At 68.0% G+C, this 15,322-nt stretch carries 14 protein-coding genes; 9 read left to right on the forward strand and 5 right to left on the reverse strand.

What is annotated here, in order from left to right; all coding sequences use genetic code 11:
* The first annotated feature begins 89 nt into the window (after positions 1-89).
* The 3 genes from trxB to V7Z98_RS01620 all read left to right on the forward strand — a co-directional run bounded on the left by trxB (position 90) and on the right by V7Z98_RS01620 (position 4,017).
* On the forward strand, positions 90-1,049 hold the full coding sequence (trxB, locus tag V7Z98_RS01610) for a thioredoxin-disulfide reductase (RefSeq protein ID WP_293259879.1): 960 nt from the start codon (positions 90-92) through the stop codon (positions 1,047-1,049).
* A gap of 7 nt (positions 1,050-1,056) precedes the next feature.
* Positions 1,057-2,193, forward strand: coding sequence for a Smr/MutS family protein (locus V7Z98_RS01615; protein WP_334156751.1), 1,137 nt, complete (start codon positions 1,057-1,059; stop codon positions 2,191-2,193).
* Between the two features lie 432 nt (positions 2,194-2,625).
* Positions 2,626-4,017: a restriction endonuclease gene (locus V7Z98_RS01620; RefSeq protein WP_334156752.1), complete on the forward strand. Its 1,392-nt coding sequence runs from the start codon at positions 2,626-2,628 to the stop codon at positions 4,015-4,017.
* Positions 4,018-4,172: 155 nt separating this feature from the next.
* On the opposite strand, the gene V7Z98_RS01625 is transcribed toward V7Z98_RS01620, so the two are convergent.
* On the reverse strand, positions 4,173-6,161 hold the full coding sequence (locus V7Z98_RS01625; protein ID WP_334156753.1) for a BCCT family transporter: 1,989 nt from the start codon (positions 6,159-6,161) through the stop codon (positions 4,173-4,175).
* Positions 6,162-6,201: 40 nt separating this feature from the next.
* Entirely contained in the window at positions 6,202-6,711 is a 510-nt protein-coding gene (locus tag V7Z98_RS01630) for a superoxide dismutase family protein (RefSeq protein ID WP_293259867.1), read from the reverse strand.
* A 129-nt stretch (positions 6,712-6,840) separates the two neighbouring features.
* Here V7Z98_RS01630 and V7Z98_RS01635 point away from each other — a divergent pair, with 129 nt between their 5' ends.
* Positions 6,841-7,422, forward strand: a complete 582-nt coding sequence (locus V7Z98_RS01635; RefSeq protein ID WP_334156754.1) for a hypothetical protein — start codon at positions 6,841-6,843, stop codon at positions 7,420-7,422.
* A 107-nt stretch (positions 7,423-7,529) separates the two neighbouring features.
* Here V7Z98_RS01635 and V7Z98_RS01640 read toward each other — a convergent pair whose 3' ends face one another.
* The 3 genes from V7Z98_RS01640 to ppa all read right to left on the reverse strand — a co-directional run bounded on the left by V7Z98_RS01640 (position 7,530) and on the right by ppa (position 10,211).
* Complete coding sequence (locus V7Z98_RS01640; protein WP_293259861.1) at positions 7,530-7,868, reverse strand: P-II family nitrogen regulator; 339 nt, start codon at positions 7,866-7,868, stop codon at positions 7,530-7,532.
* A gap of 41 nt (positions 7,869-7,909) precedes the next feature.
* Positions 7,910-9,526: an NAD+ synthase gene (locus V7Z98_RS01645; protein ID WP_293259858.1), complete on the reverse strand. Its 1,617-nt coding sequence runs from the start codon at positions 9,524-9,526 to the stop codon at positions 7,910-7,912.
* A 154-nt stretch (positions 9,527-9,680) separates the two neighbouring features.
* The gene (gene ppa, locus V7Z98_RS01650; RefSeq protein ID WP_293259855.1) at positions 9,681-10,211 is read right to left on the reverse strand and encodes an inorganic diphosphatase; all 531 of its coding nucleotides are present in this window, start codon (positions 10,209-10,211) and stop codon (positions 9,681-9,683) included.
* Positions 10,212-10,437: 226 nt separating this feature from the next.
* Here ppa and V7Z98_RS01655 point away from each other — a divergent pair, with 226 nt between their 5' ends.
* The 5 genes from V7Z98_RS01655 to hemP all read left to right on the forward strand — a co-directional run bounded on the left by V7Z98_RS01655 (position 10,438) and on the right by hemP (position 15,109).
* Complete coding sequence (locus tag V7Z98_RS01655; RefSeq protein WP_334156755.1) at positions 10,438-12,726, forward strand: TonB-dependent hemoglobin/transferrin/lactoferrin family receptor; 2,289 nt, start codon at positions 10,438-10,440, stop codon at positions 12,724-12,726.
* A gap of 290 nt (positions 12,727-13,016) precedes the next feature.
* Positions 13,017-13,730: an energy transducer TonB gene (locus V7Z98_RS01660; RefSeq protein ID WP_293259850.1), complete on the forward strand. Its 714-nt coding sequence runs from the start codon at positions 13,017-13,019 to the stop codon at positions 13,728-13,730.
* Between the two features lies 1 nt (position 13,731).
* Positions 13,732-14,496, forward strand: coding sequence for a MotA/TolQ/ExbB proton channel family protein (locus V7Z98_RS01665; RefSeq protein ID WP_293259847.1), 765 nt, complete (start codon positions 13,732-13,734; stop codon positions 14,494-14,496).
* Positions 14,497-14,928 carry an ExbD/TolR family protein gene (locus V7Z98_RS01670; RefSeq protein ID WP_293259844.1) on the forward strand — a complete coding sequence of 144 codons (432 nt, stop codon included), beginning with the start codon at positions 14,497-14,499 and terminating at the stop codon, positions 14,926-14,928.
* Positions 14,912-15,109 (forward strand): hemin uptake protein HemP, encoded by a 198-nt coding sequence (hemP, locus tag V7Z98_RS17815; protein ID WP_293259841.1) that lies wholly within the window; start codon positions 14,912-14,914, stop codon positions 15,107-15,109. The genes V7Z98_RS01670 and hemP overlap by 17 nt, the downstream gene beginning before the upstream one ends.
* Positions 15,110-15,322 lie beyond the last annotated feature (213 nt).

Below are 15,322 nucleotides of genomic sequence, written 5' to 3' on the forward strand. Positions count from 1 at the left end.
AGCCCCACCCTATCGCGGCGATGGAAAAAGCCAGCGCGGGAGCCGGGTATAATCCCGCCCATCCAAGACCAAAGCGAAGAGAGAGCCCCATGAGCACAACCCGTCACAGCCCCCTGTTGATCCTCGGTTCCGGCCCCGCCGGCTACACGGCCGCCGTCTATGCGGCCCGGGCCAACCTCAAGCCCGTGCTCATCACCGGCCTCGCCCAGGGCGGCCAACTGATGACCACCACCGAGGTGGACAACTGGCCGGCGGACGCGGACGGGGTGCAGGGCCCGGAGCTGATGGCGCGCTTCCAGAAGCACGCCGAGCGCTTCGAGACCGAAATGATCTTCGACCACATCCACACCGCCAAGCTGGATGCCAAGCCCTTCCGCCTGATCGGCGACGCCGGTGAATACACCTGCGACGCCCTGATCATCGCCACCGGCGCCTCGGCCATGTACCTGGGCCTGCCCTCGGAAGAGAAGTTCGCCGGCAAGGGCGTGTCCGCCTGCGCCACCTGCGACGGCTTCTTCTACCGCAACCAGAAGGTCGCCGTGGTCGGCGGCGGCAACACCGCCGTGGAAGAGGCGCTCTACCTGGCCAACATCGCCAGCCACGTCACCCTGATCCACCGCCGCGACAAGTTCCGCGCCGAAAAGATCATGCAGGACAAGGTGTTCAAGAAGGTCGAAGAAGGCAAGATGACCATCAAGTTCGACACCACCCTGGACGAGGTGCTGGGCGACGGTTCCGGCGTCACCGGCCTGCGCCTGAAGAACGCCAAGACCGGCGCCACCGAGAACATCGACGTGATGGGCGTGTTCATCGCCATCGGCCATAAGCCCAACACCGACATCTTCAAGGGCCAACTGGAGATGGACGACACCGGCTACCTGATCACCCAGGGCGGCCGCGAGGGCAACGCCACCCAGACCAGCATCCCCGGCGTGTTCGCCGCCGGCGACGTGCAGGACCACGTCTACCGCCAGGCGGTGACCTCCGCCGGGACCGGCTGCATGGCCGCCCTGGACGCCGAGCGCTACCTGGACAGCCTGGCCAAGTAAGGACGCCATGGCGAAACACCGCCACCCGGCGAAGGACCACGCCCGTCTTGCGACGGGCGTTGGTTTTTCCGCCCTGGAAAAGCTCAAGAGCCGCCTGCCCGCCACGCCGCAGGAGCCTGGCGGCGGCAAGCCGGCGCCCGCCAAGGCGCCCGCCGCCAAGCCCGCCTCGGCGGCGCGTCCGGCCCCAACCATTGCCTCCGGCGGAGACGAGGATGCGGCCGCCCTATTCCGCGCCGCCGTGGGCGCCACCGACGCCAGCCCGGCCCTGGCCCGGGCGCGCAACCGGGCGGCGCTGGAACGGGCCAAGCCCGCCCCCCGGCCCATCGTCCAGCCGACCTTCAAGGAAACGGATTCCCCTACTCCGGCCCCGTCCCGCCCCCTGCCGGCAGACGACTCGCCGGACCTGTTCCGCGCCCTGGTCGGGGAAGTCACGCCCCTCAAGGACACCGGGCGGGCCGACATCGGCCACCACAAAGCCCCGCGCCACACCTTGATCTTCGACCGGGACGGGCGGAAAGCCGCGCCAGGCCTCGAGTTTGGCGACGCCCCCCTGGAGAATGGCGCCCCATCTGGGGAAGCGGCCATCTACGACCACCTGGCCGCCAGCGTCGGCAACGATCCGGGCGCCCTCTTCGCCCACGCCGTGGGCGCCGTGGCCCCGCTCAAGGACAAGGGGTTGGCCGACGTGCAGAAGCCCCTGCCGCCGCCCCGGCCGATCAAGCGCGAGGAGGACGAGCGGGCGGTGCTGGCCGAAGCCCTGGAGTCCCCCCTGTCCTTCGAGGACCGACTGGACATGGGCATCGAGCCGGCCTTCCTGCGCGACGGCCTGGCGCGCAAGGTGCTCACCGACCTGCGCCGCGGCCGCTGGGTGGTGCAAGCCGAGCTGGACCTGCACGGCCTGACCCGGGACGAGGCCCGGGAAGCCCTGCGCCGCTTCCTCGCCGACAGCCTGGAGGCCGGCCGGCGCTGCCTGCGCCTGATCCACGGCAAGGGCCTGGGCTCCCCCAACCGGGAGCCGGTGTTGAAGCACCTGTCGCGCAGCTGGCTGGCCCAGCGCGAGGAAATCCTCGCCTACTGTCAGGCCAAGCCCCAGGATGGCGGCGAAGGCGCCCTGCTGATCCTGCTGCGGGCACCCCGGGGCTGAAGGCGACCACCACAGCCTTCATTCCTCCACCGCCTGCGGCATCCTGCCCTGCGGCAACCGGTCACTCCCGCCGCCGCTGCCGCCCGCATACACTGCGAACCGTTCTTTAGGCCCGCCAGGCCTGGAACTCCACCTCAGTTGTTGATTCGCAAGCCCCGGGGTTTTCGCTCCGGGGCTTTTTTTCCGTATATTCCCAATCGCATATTGAGATCACATGGAAAAGCGATTATGGGACGGCGAACGGGTGTTGTGAGTCTACTCAACGCGATTGCACGTGAGGCGGCTAGAGCACAACGACAAGCAGACGCAGCCTCGCGGCGGGCACACCGAGCCCAAATTGCCCAGGTCAGGGCGAATGCACGGCAGGCTGCGGCAAACGCCCGAGAAGCAAAGCAGCGATATCTGGAAGCTCGCCTGGAAGAGACCGATGACATGAATGCCGATCTGGCATCCGAGGTCTCGGAACTCAACGCCTTACTCGCGCACACTCTGTCGATCAACGACACAATTCAGTTTGACGATCTACGGCTGGAAGACGATTTTCCAGCATTCACGATACCCACCGCCCTCGCTCAGGCACCTACAGCGCCCGTCCGGAATACGATTCGACCACCCGGGTTCGTAGCTCGCATGGTGCCAGGAGCGTCTAAGCGCCACCAGCAAGCCCTTCTCATCGAAGAGCAGCGCTTCAGCGAGGCAATAAGCGCGTACGAAAATGCTGCCATCAAACATACCTCGGCGATAAACAACGAGCGGAAGAAACACAAGACCAGCCATGATCTCTTCCTCGCCAAGGTAAGGCAGCGAAACCAGGAAGTGGATGAACTGGAGAATGCCTACCGCAACGCAGAAGCGGATGCCATCGTGACCTACAACACTATGGTCTTGGAAAAGTCGCGCTATCCAGAGAATTTCCCCCAAGAATTTCGCCTGGCTTATGTCCCAGAATCGAAGGAGCTTGTGGTTGAGTATGAATTGCCGCCGGTCGCCATTGTCCCTGAGGCAGATTCCTACAAGTATGTGAAGTCATCTGACTCGATTAATGGCAAACCCAGAAAAAAGGCGGACATCAAAGATTTGTATCAGGACGTCGTCGCGTCGGTTGCCTTACGAACCATCCACGAAATTTTCGAAGCGGATCAAATGGATTGTGTTCAGGTAGCGGTATTCAACGGATTCGTACACGGCGTGAATCCGGCTACCGGCAAGGATATGACCTCCCACCTGATTTCGGTTCGGGCGACCAAGGAGACTTTTCTAGGCATCGACTTGGCCCGAATCGACAAGAAGGCCTGCTTGCGGAATCTTGGCGCCAACGTGTCGCCCCGCCCCGATGAACTGCAAGCGGTAAAGCCGATTGTCGACTTCAACAGGATTGACAAGCGGTTCGTCGAGCAGAGCGATGTACTGGCCGACCTCGAAGCGCGTCCCAACCTCATGGACTTGTCGCCGTTTGAGTTCGAAAACCTGGTGAGCAATTTATTTGATCGCATGGGCCTCGAAACCAAGCAAACCAGATCATCGCGGGACGGTGGCGTAGATGCGGTGGCGTTCGATGCGCGCCCGGTCCTCGGCGGCAAAGTCGTCATCCAGTGCAAGCGCTATCGGAATACGGTGGATGTATCGGCCGTCCGGGACCTTTACGGCACGATGCTGAACGAAGGCGCCAACAAGGGAATCCTGGTAGCAACCAGTGGTTATGGGCAGGACGCCTTCGAGTTCTCGAAGGACAAACCGATTGAGCTTATCGATGGAGGCGGACTTTTGTATCTGCTCAAAGAGGTCGGCGTAAATGCACGAATCGTCTTCCCGACTGACGGTTAGCACCTGCATTCCTACACGCCAGACTCACCCCGCTTCCTTCCCCCACCCCCGGACTGCACCGAGTTGTCGGCGGCCATGTTGTGATGAGCGCCACATGCAACAAGGCCCCTCTCCCCCATTTCTCCCTATTTCTCCCCATTCCAGCACGCGCCGGCCTACCACCCCAGCCACTTGGCGTATTCGGCGATGAAGTCGCCGATCAGCCGCTCCCGGGTGCAGTGGGACAGGGGAAGGGACTTGCGCACGCCGCCCACCAGCACCACCTCGGCCCGGGACGGTTCCTGGCGGCCCGCGCCGTCGGCGGCGTCGGCCATGCGGAAGGCGCCATAGGCGTCCGCCCGGGCGCGCAGGGTATAGACGAATTCCCGTCCGTCGCCGGACAGCACCGCCACCCGCACGTGGTAGGGATGCCGGTCCACCGCCACGCGGCGGCCGTGGCGCGCCAGTTCGCCCTGGATCTGGGCGAAGGCGGGCACCGCCGTGGCGGCGATGAAGTCGCGCAGTTCGCGCCGGGTGCGCTCCCGGGGGGAGGCGGCGCCTTCCCTGGCCCGGCCGGGGCGGCCCACCACTTCGGCCAAACGGGCGCGCCAGTCGTCGCCGGGGCCGGCGTCCTCGCTCACCGGCAGGGCGAAATCCGCCGCCGGGACCAGGGCTGGGCCGGATTCGGCCTGGTCCTGGCCCGGATCGGCACGCAGGGCGCGCAGCAGCGAGGCGGCCATGGCGATCATGATCAGCAAAAAGGGCAGGGCCATGACGATGGCCGCCGTCTGCAAGGCCTGGAGTCCGCCCGCCACCAGCAGCACCGCCGCCACCCCGCCGGCAGACAGGGCCCAGAAGATGCGGCTCCACAGGGGCGGCGTGGGGTCGCCGCCATGGGCCAGGATGTCGATCACCAGGGCGCCGGAATCGGCCGAGGTGATGAAGAAGGTGACCACCAGAACGGTGGCCAGGGCCGTGGTCAGCCCCGCCCAGGGGAGTTGGTCGAGCAGGGTAAACAGGGCCGCCGGCATGTCCCGGGCCACCACCTCGGCGATGCCGCCGGGGCCGAACAGTTCGCTGTGCAGGGCGGTGTTGCCGAACACGGTGAACCACAGGGCGTTGAACAGGGCCGGGACAAACAGCACCCCGGCGACGAATTCGCGCAGGGTGCGCCCCCGGGAAATGCGGGCGATGAACATGCCGACGAAGGGCGCCCAGGACACCCACCAGCCCCAGTAGAACATGGTCCAGCTCTTCTGCCACTCGACGCCGCGGAAGGCGGTGGTGCGGAAGCTCAGGCCAACGATCTGGGACAGGTAGTTGCCCACTCCCTCGACGAAGGTGGACAACAGGAAGACGCTGGGGCCGACAATGAAGACGAAGAGCAGCAGCAACAGGGCGAGCAGCAGGTTGAGTTCCGACAGGCGGCGCACGCCCCGGTCCAGGCCGCTGGCCACCGAGGCGGTGGCGGCCAGGGTGATCAGGCCGATCAGCGCCAGCTGCTGGGGCAGGCCGTTGTCCGCCACCCCCAGGTAGGCCAGGCCGGCATTGGCCTGGAGGGCGCCGAAGCCCAAGGAGGTGGCCAGGCCGAACAGGGTGCCGAGCACCGCCAGGGTATCGGCAGCATGGCCCAGGGGGCCGTGGATGCGGTCGCCGAGCAGGGGCAGCAGGGTCGAGCGGATGGTGAGCGGCAGGTCGTGGCGGTAGGCGAAATAGGCCAGGGCCAACCCCACCACCACGTAGATGCCCCAGGCGTGCAGCCCCCAGTGGAAAAGCGTGGTGACGAAGGCGGCCTTGGCCGCCTCCACCGTGCCGCCGGCCGCCCCCAGGGGCGCGACGAAATGCTGCACCGGCTCGGCCACGCCGTAGAAGAGCAGGCCGATGCCCATGCCGGCGGAGAACAGCATGGCGAACCAGGTCGGGTAGCTGTACTCCGGCTCGTCGCCGTCGTGGCCCAGGCGGATACGGCCGTAGGGCGAAAAGAGCAGGACGACGACGAACAGCAGCAGGAGCGCCACCGCCAGGATGTAGAACCACCCGAAGTCGCTCAGTATCCCGTCCTGGACCCAGGCCACCGCCCGGGCCGCGCGCCTGGGAAACAGGGCGGACAAGACGATGAACAGGCTGGCGAGGGCGGCGGATACGGCGAACACGGGTCGATTCATCGGGTCTCCTGGTCGGTGGCGGGCGGGGCGGCGCGGACGGTCAGCGGATCACGCCGCAGGCCACCCGCTTGCCGGAGTTGCCGGCGGGCTGGGTTTTGTAGTCGTCCGCGTCGGCGTGGATGATCACGGCCCGGCCGAGGACGCTGTTGGGGCCGTCCAGGGCGATGCCCATGATGTCCATGCGCTGGCGGACCACGCCGTTGCCGTCGGCCACCAGGTTGGGGATATCCCCGACATGGTACTCGCCCATGCCGTAGTGGCCGTGGGGCTTGCCGGTCGGGTTGAAGTGGCCCTTGGCGCTCATGGCGTCCGGGGTCGAGCAGTCGCCCACCTCGTGGACGTGGAAGCCGTGCTCGCCCGGGGTCAGGCCGGTGGCCCGCACTTCGACCCGCAGGCCGCCGGGGATCGGGGAGAACAGCACCTCGCCGGCCACGTTGCTGCCGGACCGGGCCTCCAGGGCAGCCCGGGCGCCGCCGTCCGGGGGGGTGGAGGCGCAGGCCGCAGTAATGGCGGCAACCAGGGAACAGGCAATGAGGGTGGATCGCTTCATGACACACTCCTTGAACGTGGGCCGCCGGCTCCGGCGGCAAGGGCTGCGGAAAACATCGGACTAGGACAGACCCCGGCCGGGCACGGCCGTTCCAAATCGGGTACGTTTTATACTCCGAGCATAACCACGATGCCTAATCCCATGGAATCGCCGCGCACCCTCGCCCTGTCGTTTTTGCTCGCTGCCGCCGTCATGGGCGGCGCGGTCCTGCTGGTGGTCCACGGGGAACGGGGCCCGGCACCGGGGCCGGGCCCCGTTCCCCAGCCCGCATCGGCTGCTGCGACGCCAACGGCCCGCCCAGCGGCGCCTGCACCGCAAGCCGCCGCCCCGACCGTCCCCCAGCTGTACAAGTGCCGTGGCCCCCAGGGGAATGCCTACCGGGACCAGGGCTGCCGGGCCGGTGAACAGCTGGTCGCGGTGGAGCGCCACACCGGCGCCGCCGATCCGGCAGCCGCCCAGGCCGAGGTGGAACGGCTCCGGCAGCGGGTGGCCGCCATGGCGGCGGAGCGGGAAGCCCGCCATGCCTACCCGGAACCGACAGCCATGCGGACCGCGGCCGTGGACGGAAAAGCGGCCCAGTGCGAGGCCCTGGCCCAGGACATCACCCGGGTCGATGCCATCCTGCGCCAGCCCCACTCGGCGACGGCAGGGGATCATTGGACGACGCGGCGGAAGGAATTGAGCGATGCCCGTTTTTCCCTCGGCTGCTAGACGCCGGGAAAACGCGCAAAGCCAAAACGCCGACGCCCCGGCAAGCGGGGCGTCGTGGCACGCCGGGCTGTGCCGGCGGATGCATCGGATGGTCGGCAATCAGACGCTCAGACGGCGGCCTCGTCGGTCTCGCCGGTGCGGATGCGCACCACCTGCTCCACCGGGGTGACGAAGATCTTGCCGTCGCCGATCTTGCCGGTGCGGGAGGCCTTGATGATGGATTCGATGACCGAATCCACCTGGCTGTCGGCGACCACGATCTCGACCTTGATCTTGGGCAGGAAGTCGACCACGTACTCGGCGCCGCGGTACAGCTCGGTGTGGCCCTTCTGCCGGCCGAAGCCCTTGACCTCGGTGACGGTCAAGCCGGTGACGCCGATTTCGGACAGGCCTTCGCGCACTTCGTCGAGCTTGAAGGGTTTGATGATGGCTTCAACTTTTTTCATGGTGAGTTCCTCGGTGCCCCCTCGGGGCGTGCATTTGAATTCTAGTATTCGTCAGCATAACGGTTGGTGATGGGCACGCGCCAGTCCTTGCCGAAGCCACGCCGGGTCACCCGGATGCCGATAGGGGCCTGGCGGCGCTTGTATTCGGCGATCTTGAGCAGGCGCACCACCCGGCGCACGTCGGCCTCGGCAAAGCCCTGGGCGATGATTTCCCGGGGGGAGCGGTTCTGCTCCACGTAGGCTTCCATGATGGCGTCGAGCACGTCGTAGGGCGGCAGGGAATCCTGGTCCACCTGGCCGGGCTTGAGCTCGGCGGAGGGCGGCCGGGTGATGATGCGCTCGGGGATGATCTCCCCGTCCCGGTTGATCCAGCGGCAGATGCGGTACACCAGGGTCTTGGCGATGTCCTTGATGACGGCGAAGCCGCCGGCCATGTCGCCGTAGAGGGTGCAGTAGCCCACCGCCATCTCCGACTTGTTGCCGGTGGTCAGCACCAGGCGGCCGGTCTTGTTGGACAGGGCCATCAGCAAGTTGCCGCGGATGCGCGCCTGGATGTTCTCCTCGGTGGTGTCCGCCGGCAGGCCGGCGAACAGCGGCGCCAGCAGACCTTCCATGGTGGCCATGGCCGGGGCGATGGGAATCTCGTCGTACTGCACCCCCAGGGTGCGCACCAGGGCACGGGAATCGTCCAGGCTGATGTCGGCGGTGTAGGGCGAGGGCATCATCACCGCCCGCACCTTGTCCGCTCCCAGGGCGTCCACCGCCACGCACAGGGTCAGGGCCGAGTCGATGCCGCCGGACAGGCCGATGATGGCGCCGGGAAAGCCGTTCTTGCCCAAGTAGTCGCGCACGCCGAGCACCAGGGCCAGGTAGGCCTCTTCCTCGATGCCCAGGTCGGGCAGGGGGGCAGGGCCGGCCAGGCGGCCGTCGGCGTAGTCGAGCACCAGCAGGTCTTCCTCGAACTGGGGCGCCCGGGCCGCCGGGGTGCCGTCGGCCTGGACGGCCCAGGAGCCGCCGTCGAACACCAGCTCGTCCTGGCCGCCCACCAGATTGGCGTAGACCAGGGGCAGGCCGGTTTCCCGGGCCCGGGCGGCGAGCACGTCGAGGCGCTCGGCGCCCTTGCCCAGGTGGTAGGGCGAGGCGTTGGGCACCAGGATCAGCTCGGCCCCGGCGGCGGCCAGATCGGCGCAGGGGCCCGGGGCCCACACGTCCTCGCAGATCGCCAGGCCCACCTTGACCCCATCGATGTCGGCCACCAGGGGGCCTTCGCCGGGGGTGAAGTAGCGCACCTCGTCGAACACCTCGCTGTTGGGCAGGCGGCGCTTGAGGTAGGTGGCGCGCAGGCCGCCGCGCTCAGCCACCGAGGCGGCGTTGAAGCGGAAGCCCCGCACCTCCACCGGGTGGCCCACCACCACCGCCACGCCTTCGGGCAGGCCGGCGGCCAGATCGGCCATGGCCCGGTCGCAGGCCCGGTAGAAGTCCGGGCGCAGCAGCAGGTCCTCGGGTGGGTAGCCGGTCAGGGAAAGCTCGGGGGTCAGCAGCAGGCGGACGCCCCGGTCGGCGGCGCGGCGGGCGGCGTCGAGGATGCGCTGGACGTTGCCGGGCAGGTCGCCCAGGGTGACGTTGAGCTGGGCGATGGCAAGGCGGAGGGTGGCCATGGCGGAGTGCGGAAACGAAGGCGAAGGATGCGGGAGCGGGCCGGCGCGCACGGCGCCGGCAATGAAAAGGGCCACCGGGTCTTGCGACTCCGGCGGCCCCGCCGATTGTATGCCGAATCGCCGGCCGCTGGCCGGCTACGGTGCCAGGATCGGCTTACTTGGCCTGGGCGCGGGCGGCGCTGGCAACGATCTCGGCGCGGGCGGCGTCCACGTCGCCCCAGCCGGAGACCTTGACCCACTTGCCCGGTTCCAGATCCTTGTAGTGCTCGAAGAAGTGGGTGATCTGCTTGATCAGCAGCTCGGGCAGGTCGTTGATGCTCTTCACGTTGTCGTACAGCGGGGTCAGCTTGGAGTGGGGAACCGCCACCACCTTGGCGTCCATGCCCGCTTCGTCTTCCATCTGCAGCACGCCCACGGGACGGCAGCGGATCACGGAGCCGGCCGGCAGGGCCACCGGGGCCACCACCAGCACGTCGGTGGGATCGCCGTCGTCGGACAGGGTGTTGGGCACGAAGCCGTAGTTGCAGGGGTAGTGCATGGGGGTGGCCATGAACCGGTCCACCACGATGGCGCCGGAATCCTTGTCCAGCTCGAACTTGATGCCGGGCTGGTTGGCGGGGATTTCGATCACCACGTTGATATCGTTGGGCAGGTCCTTGCCGGCGGACAGGGCGTTGACGTTCATGCGTGAAGCTCCCGATTGCGTTGAAAGTGGTCGTTGAATTTTGGACAGCCCGTAATTATAACGTCGCCGCCTGCGGCGCGTTGGAGCGATCTCGCGGCGGATTGACCCGGCTGCGGCAATCCTTATAATAAGAATCGTTCTCATATAAACAACAACGCCAGCCACCCACCACATCCGCGCCAACCCCGCGGCGAAAGGTAGCGAGCCCTTTTCACCGGAGCCTCGCATGCCCCCCCTGCCTTTCCGACCGCGCCGGCTGGCCCTGGCGCTCGCCGCGTTCGCCCTGCCCCCCGCCCCCGCCCTGGCGGACGGCGCCGCGCCCCTCAAGGAAGTGGTGGTCACCGCCACCCGCTCCCAACAGGCCACCGACCTCATTCCCGGTACCGTCACCACGGTGGACCGGGACGATCTGGACCGACGCGGCACCCGCACCATCGCCGACGCCCTAGCCGACGAGCCGGACGTGGCCATGCCCGCCGACACCCGCCGCTTCGGCAGCGGCAACATCAACATCCGCGGCATCGAGGACAACCGGGTGCTGATGCTGATCGACGGCGTCCGTTCCGCCGATTTCCGCTCCCCCGGCACCACCAACTACGACGCCAGCAACCGGGACGTGCCCGACCCGGACTTCCTCAAGCGCATCGAGATCGTGCGCGGCCCCGGCTCCAGCCTCTACGGCTCCGACGCCCTGGGCGGCGTGGTGGGCTTCCTCACCCTCGATCCGGACGACCTGCTCAAGGGCCGGCCCTACGCCGTGGGCGGCAAGGCCGCCTACTTCAGCGCCGACCGCAGTACCAGCCAGCTTGGCTACGGCGCCATCGACGGCGGCGACCTGAAGGGCCTGCTGATGGTGTCCCACCGCAGCGGCCACGAGATCGAGAACAAGAGCGACAGCCCGGACAAGCCCTACCTCAACGGCTCGGGCATGCTGCGCAGCAGCGCCAACCCCCAGGACTACGACACCACCGACATCCTGGCCAAGCTCGCCTACCGGCTCAACGCCAACCACCGCTTCAAGCTGACCCTGGAAAACCGCGATACCGAGGTCAAGACCGACGTGCGCCGGGTCAGCAACGTCAGCCCGGGCAGCCCCAACAACCTGAGCCGCATCACCCGCAACCTGGGGGACGACAGCATCGCGCGCAACCGGGTTGCCCTCGACTACGACTGGCTGCCCACCAACACCGCCCTGTTCGACCGGCTCGGCCTCAAGCTGTACACCCAGACCCAGGAAACCACCAACCGCAACAAGGTGTGGCGCACCAACACCAGCGCCAGTTGCTCGGCCTCTACCCCCGGCGCCGCCAACTGCCTGCTCGACCAGCGCTTCGACTTCGAGCAGACCCGCAGCGGCGCCAGCCTGGTGATGGAAAAGGAAGCCACCTGGCTGACGCCCCAGTCGATCACCTGGGGCGCCGACTGGATGCGCGCCCGTACCGCCGAGAAGAAGGACGCCACCTGGACCAACCTGGCCACCGGCGTGCAGAACAAAACGCTGCTCGGCGACAGCTACCCGAGCACCGACTATCCCAAGGGCCACGCCGACAGCCTGGGCCTGTTCGCCCAGGACGAGTTGCGTTTCCTGGACAACCGCCTGCGCCTCACCCCGGGCATCCGCTACGACCACTACAGCCTGACGCCCGAAAGCGATCCGCTCTACGTCACCAAGCCCGGCTACCGGGCGGTGGACAAGAGTGGCTCGAAAGTCTCGTCCAAGTTCGCCGCCAGCTTCGAAGTGATGCAGGGCTGGAACGTCTACGGCCAGTACGCCGAGGGCTTCCGCCCGCCCAACTACCAGGAGGTGAACCGCTTCTTCTACAACGGCTCCCAGAACTACGGCTCGGTGGGCAACCCGAACCTGGAGCCGGAAACCAGCAAGAGCGTGGAACTGGGCCTGAAGGTGGCGGGTGCCACCGCCGGCGGCCAGGTGGCGGTGTTCCACAACCGCTACCGCAACTTCATCGACAACATCAAGATCAGTGCCAGCAACCCGGCCTACATCCCGGGCAGCGCCGCCACCTACCAGTACCAGAACCTGAGCCAGGTCACCATCCGCGGCTTCGAGCTGCGCGGCTACTGGCAACCTCTCAAGGAACTACGCCTGAACGGGGCCTTCGCCTATGCCAGCGGCACCGACCAGGACACCGACCGGCCCATCAACTCGATCGAACCGCGCCGCCTGACCCTGAGCGCCCAGTGGACCCCCACCGCCACCGTCGGCCTGGAAGCCCGCTTCCGTGCCGCCTGGCGCAAGGACCGGGTGGACGACAGCAGCGCCGGCACCGGCCAGGCCTACTTCCGCACCCCGGGCTACGGTGTCACCGACCTGTCGGCCTACTGGCAGTTCCACAAGACGGCCCGCATCAACGTGGCGGTGAACAACCTGTTCGACAAGAAGTACTGGCTGTGGAACGACGTGCGCCGCAGCGGCCTGCTCGCCAGCGACCAGGCTCCCGAGTTCTATACCCAACCCGGACGCAACGCCATGGTGTCCCTGGCCCTGGACTTCTGAGCCTCCGACCGGCCTGCCTCGCGATGCCGGCACGCCGGTATCGTCCTTTGCCCCGCCCCCGTTCCGGCGGGGCTTTTTTTCGCTTGAAGCGCCCCTGCGCCGCCCCGCCCTTGCCCTGCGACAACAGGTCGCAGGGCAAGGACCCCGGGGGAGAGTAAAAGGCCACCTGTATCAAGGCCGAAATCGCCCGCGCCCCTTAGCGTAGGCAGGTCGTAACATTTCTTGACAACTTGTCAGGTGAATTCGATAATGCGAACCGTTCTTATTTATTCCACCCCAGCCGGGTTGCCATGACCGCTACCGCCGCACTGCCCGCTTCCGCCCCCCTGCCGTATTCCGTCATCGACGGCGACAGGCTGTGGCGCGGCACCAATCTGGGCTGGATCGCCGCCGCCCTGGCGGCCCACGGTGCAATCGCCGCCGCCATCCTGCTGGCCCCGGCGCCGGCCCCTATCGAACCGCCGGCGCCGCTGATGGTGTCGATCCTGCCGCCCGCCCCAACGGCCCCCACGCCGCCGGCACCCCTGCCCGCCGCCAAGCCCGAGCCCAAGCCGGTGGTCAAGCCGACCCCGGCCAAGCCCACGCCGGCCCCGGCGCCGGTGGTGCCCGCCCCTTCCCCCATCGCCGCCGCGCCGCAGCCCTCGGCCCCGGCTACCCCCGCCGCCCCGTCGGCCGCGGCGCCGGCCACCCACAGCGCCCCCTCCGGCACGCCTGCGCCGGTGACCGCGCCGCGCTTCGACGCCGACTACCTGAGCAACCCGGCCCCCGCCTACCCGCCCCTGTCGCGGCGCATGGGCGAGCAGGGCAAGGTGATGTTGCGCGCCCACGTGCTGCCCAGCGGCAGCGCCGACGACGTCGTGGTGAAAACCTCTTCCGGCAGTACCCGCCTGGACAACGCCGCCCTCGACGCGGTGCGCAAGTGGAAATTCGTTCCTGCCCGCCAGGGCGGCGAGCTGGTCGCCGCCTGGGTGCAAATACCGATCACTTTCAGTTTGGAGAATTGAGATGCAGCCTGAAACCCACATGAACCTGGCCAGCTTCTGGGCGGCCGGCGATTTTGTCTCTCACGCCGTGGCTGTGCTGCTGGTGCTGCTCTCGGTGGGCAGTTGGACCGTCATCCTGGCCAAGGGCTGGCGCGTCTGGAACCTGCGCCGCGCCACCACGCCTGCCCTGGCCGCCTTCTGGCAGGCGCGCAGCGTGCCTGCCGCCATCGCCGAACTGGAAGCCGGCAACGCCCGGGCCTTCGCCCTGCTGGCCCGCCGCGCCGACCAGGCCGCCAACCACTACCAGCGCCACCACGGCACGGGCTCCCTGGCCGCCAGCCTGTCCGGCGCCGAGTTCATCACCCAGGCCCTGCGCTCCGGCCTGACCCAGACCAGCGCCCGCCTCGAAAACGGCCTGACCCTGCTGGCCTCGGTGGGCTCCACCGCCCCCTTCATCGGCCTGTTCGGCACCGTGTGGGGCATCTACCACGCCCTGGCGATGATCGGCGCCACCGGCCAGGCCAGCCTGGACAAGGTCGCCGGCCCGGTGGGCGAGGCCTTGATCATGACCGCCGCCGGCCTGTTCGTGGCCATTCCCGCGGTGCTCGCCTACAACGCCCTGACCCGCGCCGTGCGCGTCATCGAGGCCGACCTGGACGCCTTCGCCCACGACCTGCACGCTTTCTTCACCACCGGCAAGCCCCTCTCCGGCGGCGAGCCCCACACCGGTGCCAGCCACAGCGCCCCGGCCAACGCCGCCGGCCGTCCCCTGGCGGAGGCCGCGTAAATGGCCTTCGGCTCGTTTTCCGGGGGCAGCAAGGCCCCCATGGCGGAAATCAACACCACGCCGCTGGTGGACGTGATGCTGGTGCTGCTGATCATCTTCATCGTCACCGCGCCGCTGATGACCCAGGCGATCAAGGTAGACCTGCCCAACGTGGCCGCCCAGCCCACCGACGCCAAGCCGGAAACGGTGCGGGTCGCCCTGGACGGCGCCGGCAAGCTGTACTGGAACGACCAGCCGGTGGACGACGCCGAGATGCGTTCGCGCATGGCCTCGGCCGCCACCCAGACCCCCCAGCCCGAGCTGCACCTGTCCGCCGACCGGGAGACCCGCTACCAGCGCGTCGCCGAGGTGATGGGCGCCGCCCGGGAAGCCGGACTGGTCAAACTCGGTTTCATCACCCTCCCCGGAGACACCCATGGCAACCACCGCTAACGACTGCGCGGCTGGCAGCCGGGCCTCCCAGGCCGGGGGCGCCCACGGCGCCCCGGCCGTGGCCCCGGTCCTGTCCAGCAGCCAGCTGTTCCAAGGCAGCAACACGGTGCGCATCGAGCACGCCGGCCAGTCCTACATCCTGCGCCTGACGCGGGAAAACAAGCTGATCCTGACCAAGTAACGGCCAGGTAACACCCGCCGCCTCCGGCCAGGCTCCGCGCCTGATCCGTCCAGCCAGCCAGCACGGTCCACCGTCACGCCAGCCATCCGGCCGCCCCCCGGGCAGCCCCGCAGCACCGTCCCGTTTCCGTTGCAGTACCGCCGTCCTGGGCCGTGAGCCCGGAGGCCTTGCGCCAGCAACCCACTCGCCCGCCGCTCCCCCTCTCGGCGGTGC

The organism is Oryzomicrobium sp. (assembly GCF_036820405.1).
Taxonomy (GTDB): domain Bacteria; phylum Pseudomonadota; class Gammaproteobacteria; order Burkholderiales; family Rhodocyclaceae; genus Oryzomicrobium.

Bases quoted from the DNA above. Each gene is read 5' to 3' on its own strand.
- trxB (WP_293259879.1), top strand. From the start codon at position 90: ATGAGCACAACCCGTCACAGCCCCCTGTTGATCCTCGGTTCCGGCCCC.
- V7Z98_RS01615 (WP_334156751.1), top strand. From the start codon at position 1,057: ATGGCGAAACACCGCCACCCGGCGAAGGACCACGCCCGTCTTGCGACG.
- V7Z98_RS01620 (WP_334156752.1), top strand. From the start codon at position 2,626: ATGAATGCCGATCTGGCATCCGAGGTCTCGGAACTCAACGCCTTACTC.
- V7Z98_RS01625 (WP_334156753.1), bottom strand. From the start codon at position 6,161: ATGAATCGACCCGTGTTCGCCGTATCCGCCGCCCTCGCCAGCCTGTTC.
- V7Z98_RS01630 (WP_293259867.1), bottom strand. From the start codon at position 6,711: ATGAAGCGATCCACCCTCATTGCCTGTTCCCTGGTTGCCGCCATTACT.
- V7Z98_RS01635 (WP_334156754.1), top strand. From the start codon at position 6,841: ATGCCTAATCCCATGGAATCGCCGCGCACCCTCGCCCTGTCGTTTTTG.
- V7Z98_RS01640 (WP_293259861.1), bottom strand. From the start codon at position 7,868: ATGAAAAAAGTTGAAGCCATCATCAAACCCTTCAAGCTCGACGAAGTG.
- V7Z98_RS01645 (WP_293259858.1), bottom strand. From the start codon at position 9,526: ATGGCCACCCTCCGCCTTGCCATCGCCCAGCTCAACGTCACCCTGGGC.
- ppa (WP_293259855.1), bottom strand. From the start codon at position 10,211: ATGAACGTCAACGCCCTGTCCGCCGGCAAGGACCTGCCCAACGATATC.
- V7Z98_RS01655 (WP_334156755.1), top strand. From the start codon at position 10,438: ATGCCCCCCCTGCCTTTCCGACCGCGCCGGCTGGCCCTGGCGCTCGCC.
- V7Z98_RS01660 (WP_293259850.1), top strand. From the start codon at position 13,017: ATGACCGCTACCGCCGCACTGCCCGCTTCCGCCCCCCTGCCGTATTCC.
- V7Z98_RS01665 (WP_293259847.1), top strand. From the start codon at position 13,732: ATGCAGCCTGAAACCCACATGAACCTGGCCAGCTTCTGGGCGGCCGGC.
- V7Z98_RS01670 (WP_293259844.1), top strand. From the start codon at position 14,497: ATGGCCTTCGGCTCGTTTTCCGGGGGCAGCAAGGCCCCCATGGCGGAA.
- hemP (WP_293259841.1), top strand. From the start codon at position 14,912: ATGGCAACCACCGCTAACGACTGCGCGGCTGGCAGCCGGGCCTCCCAG.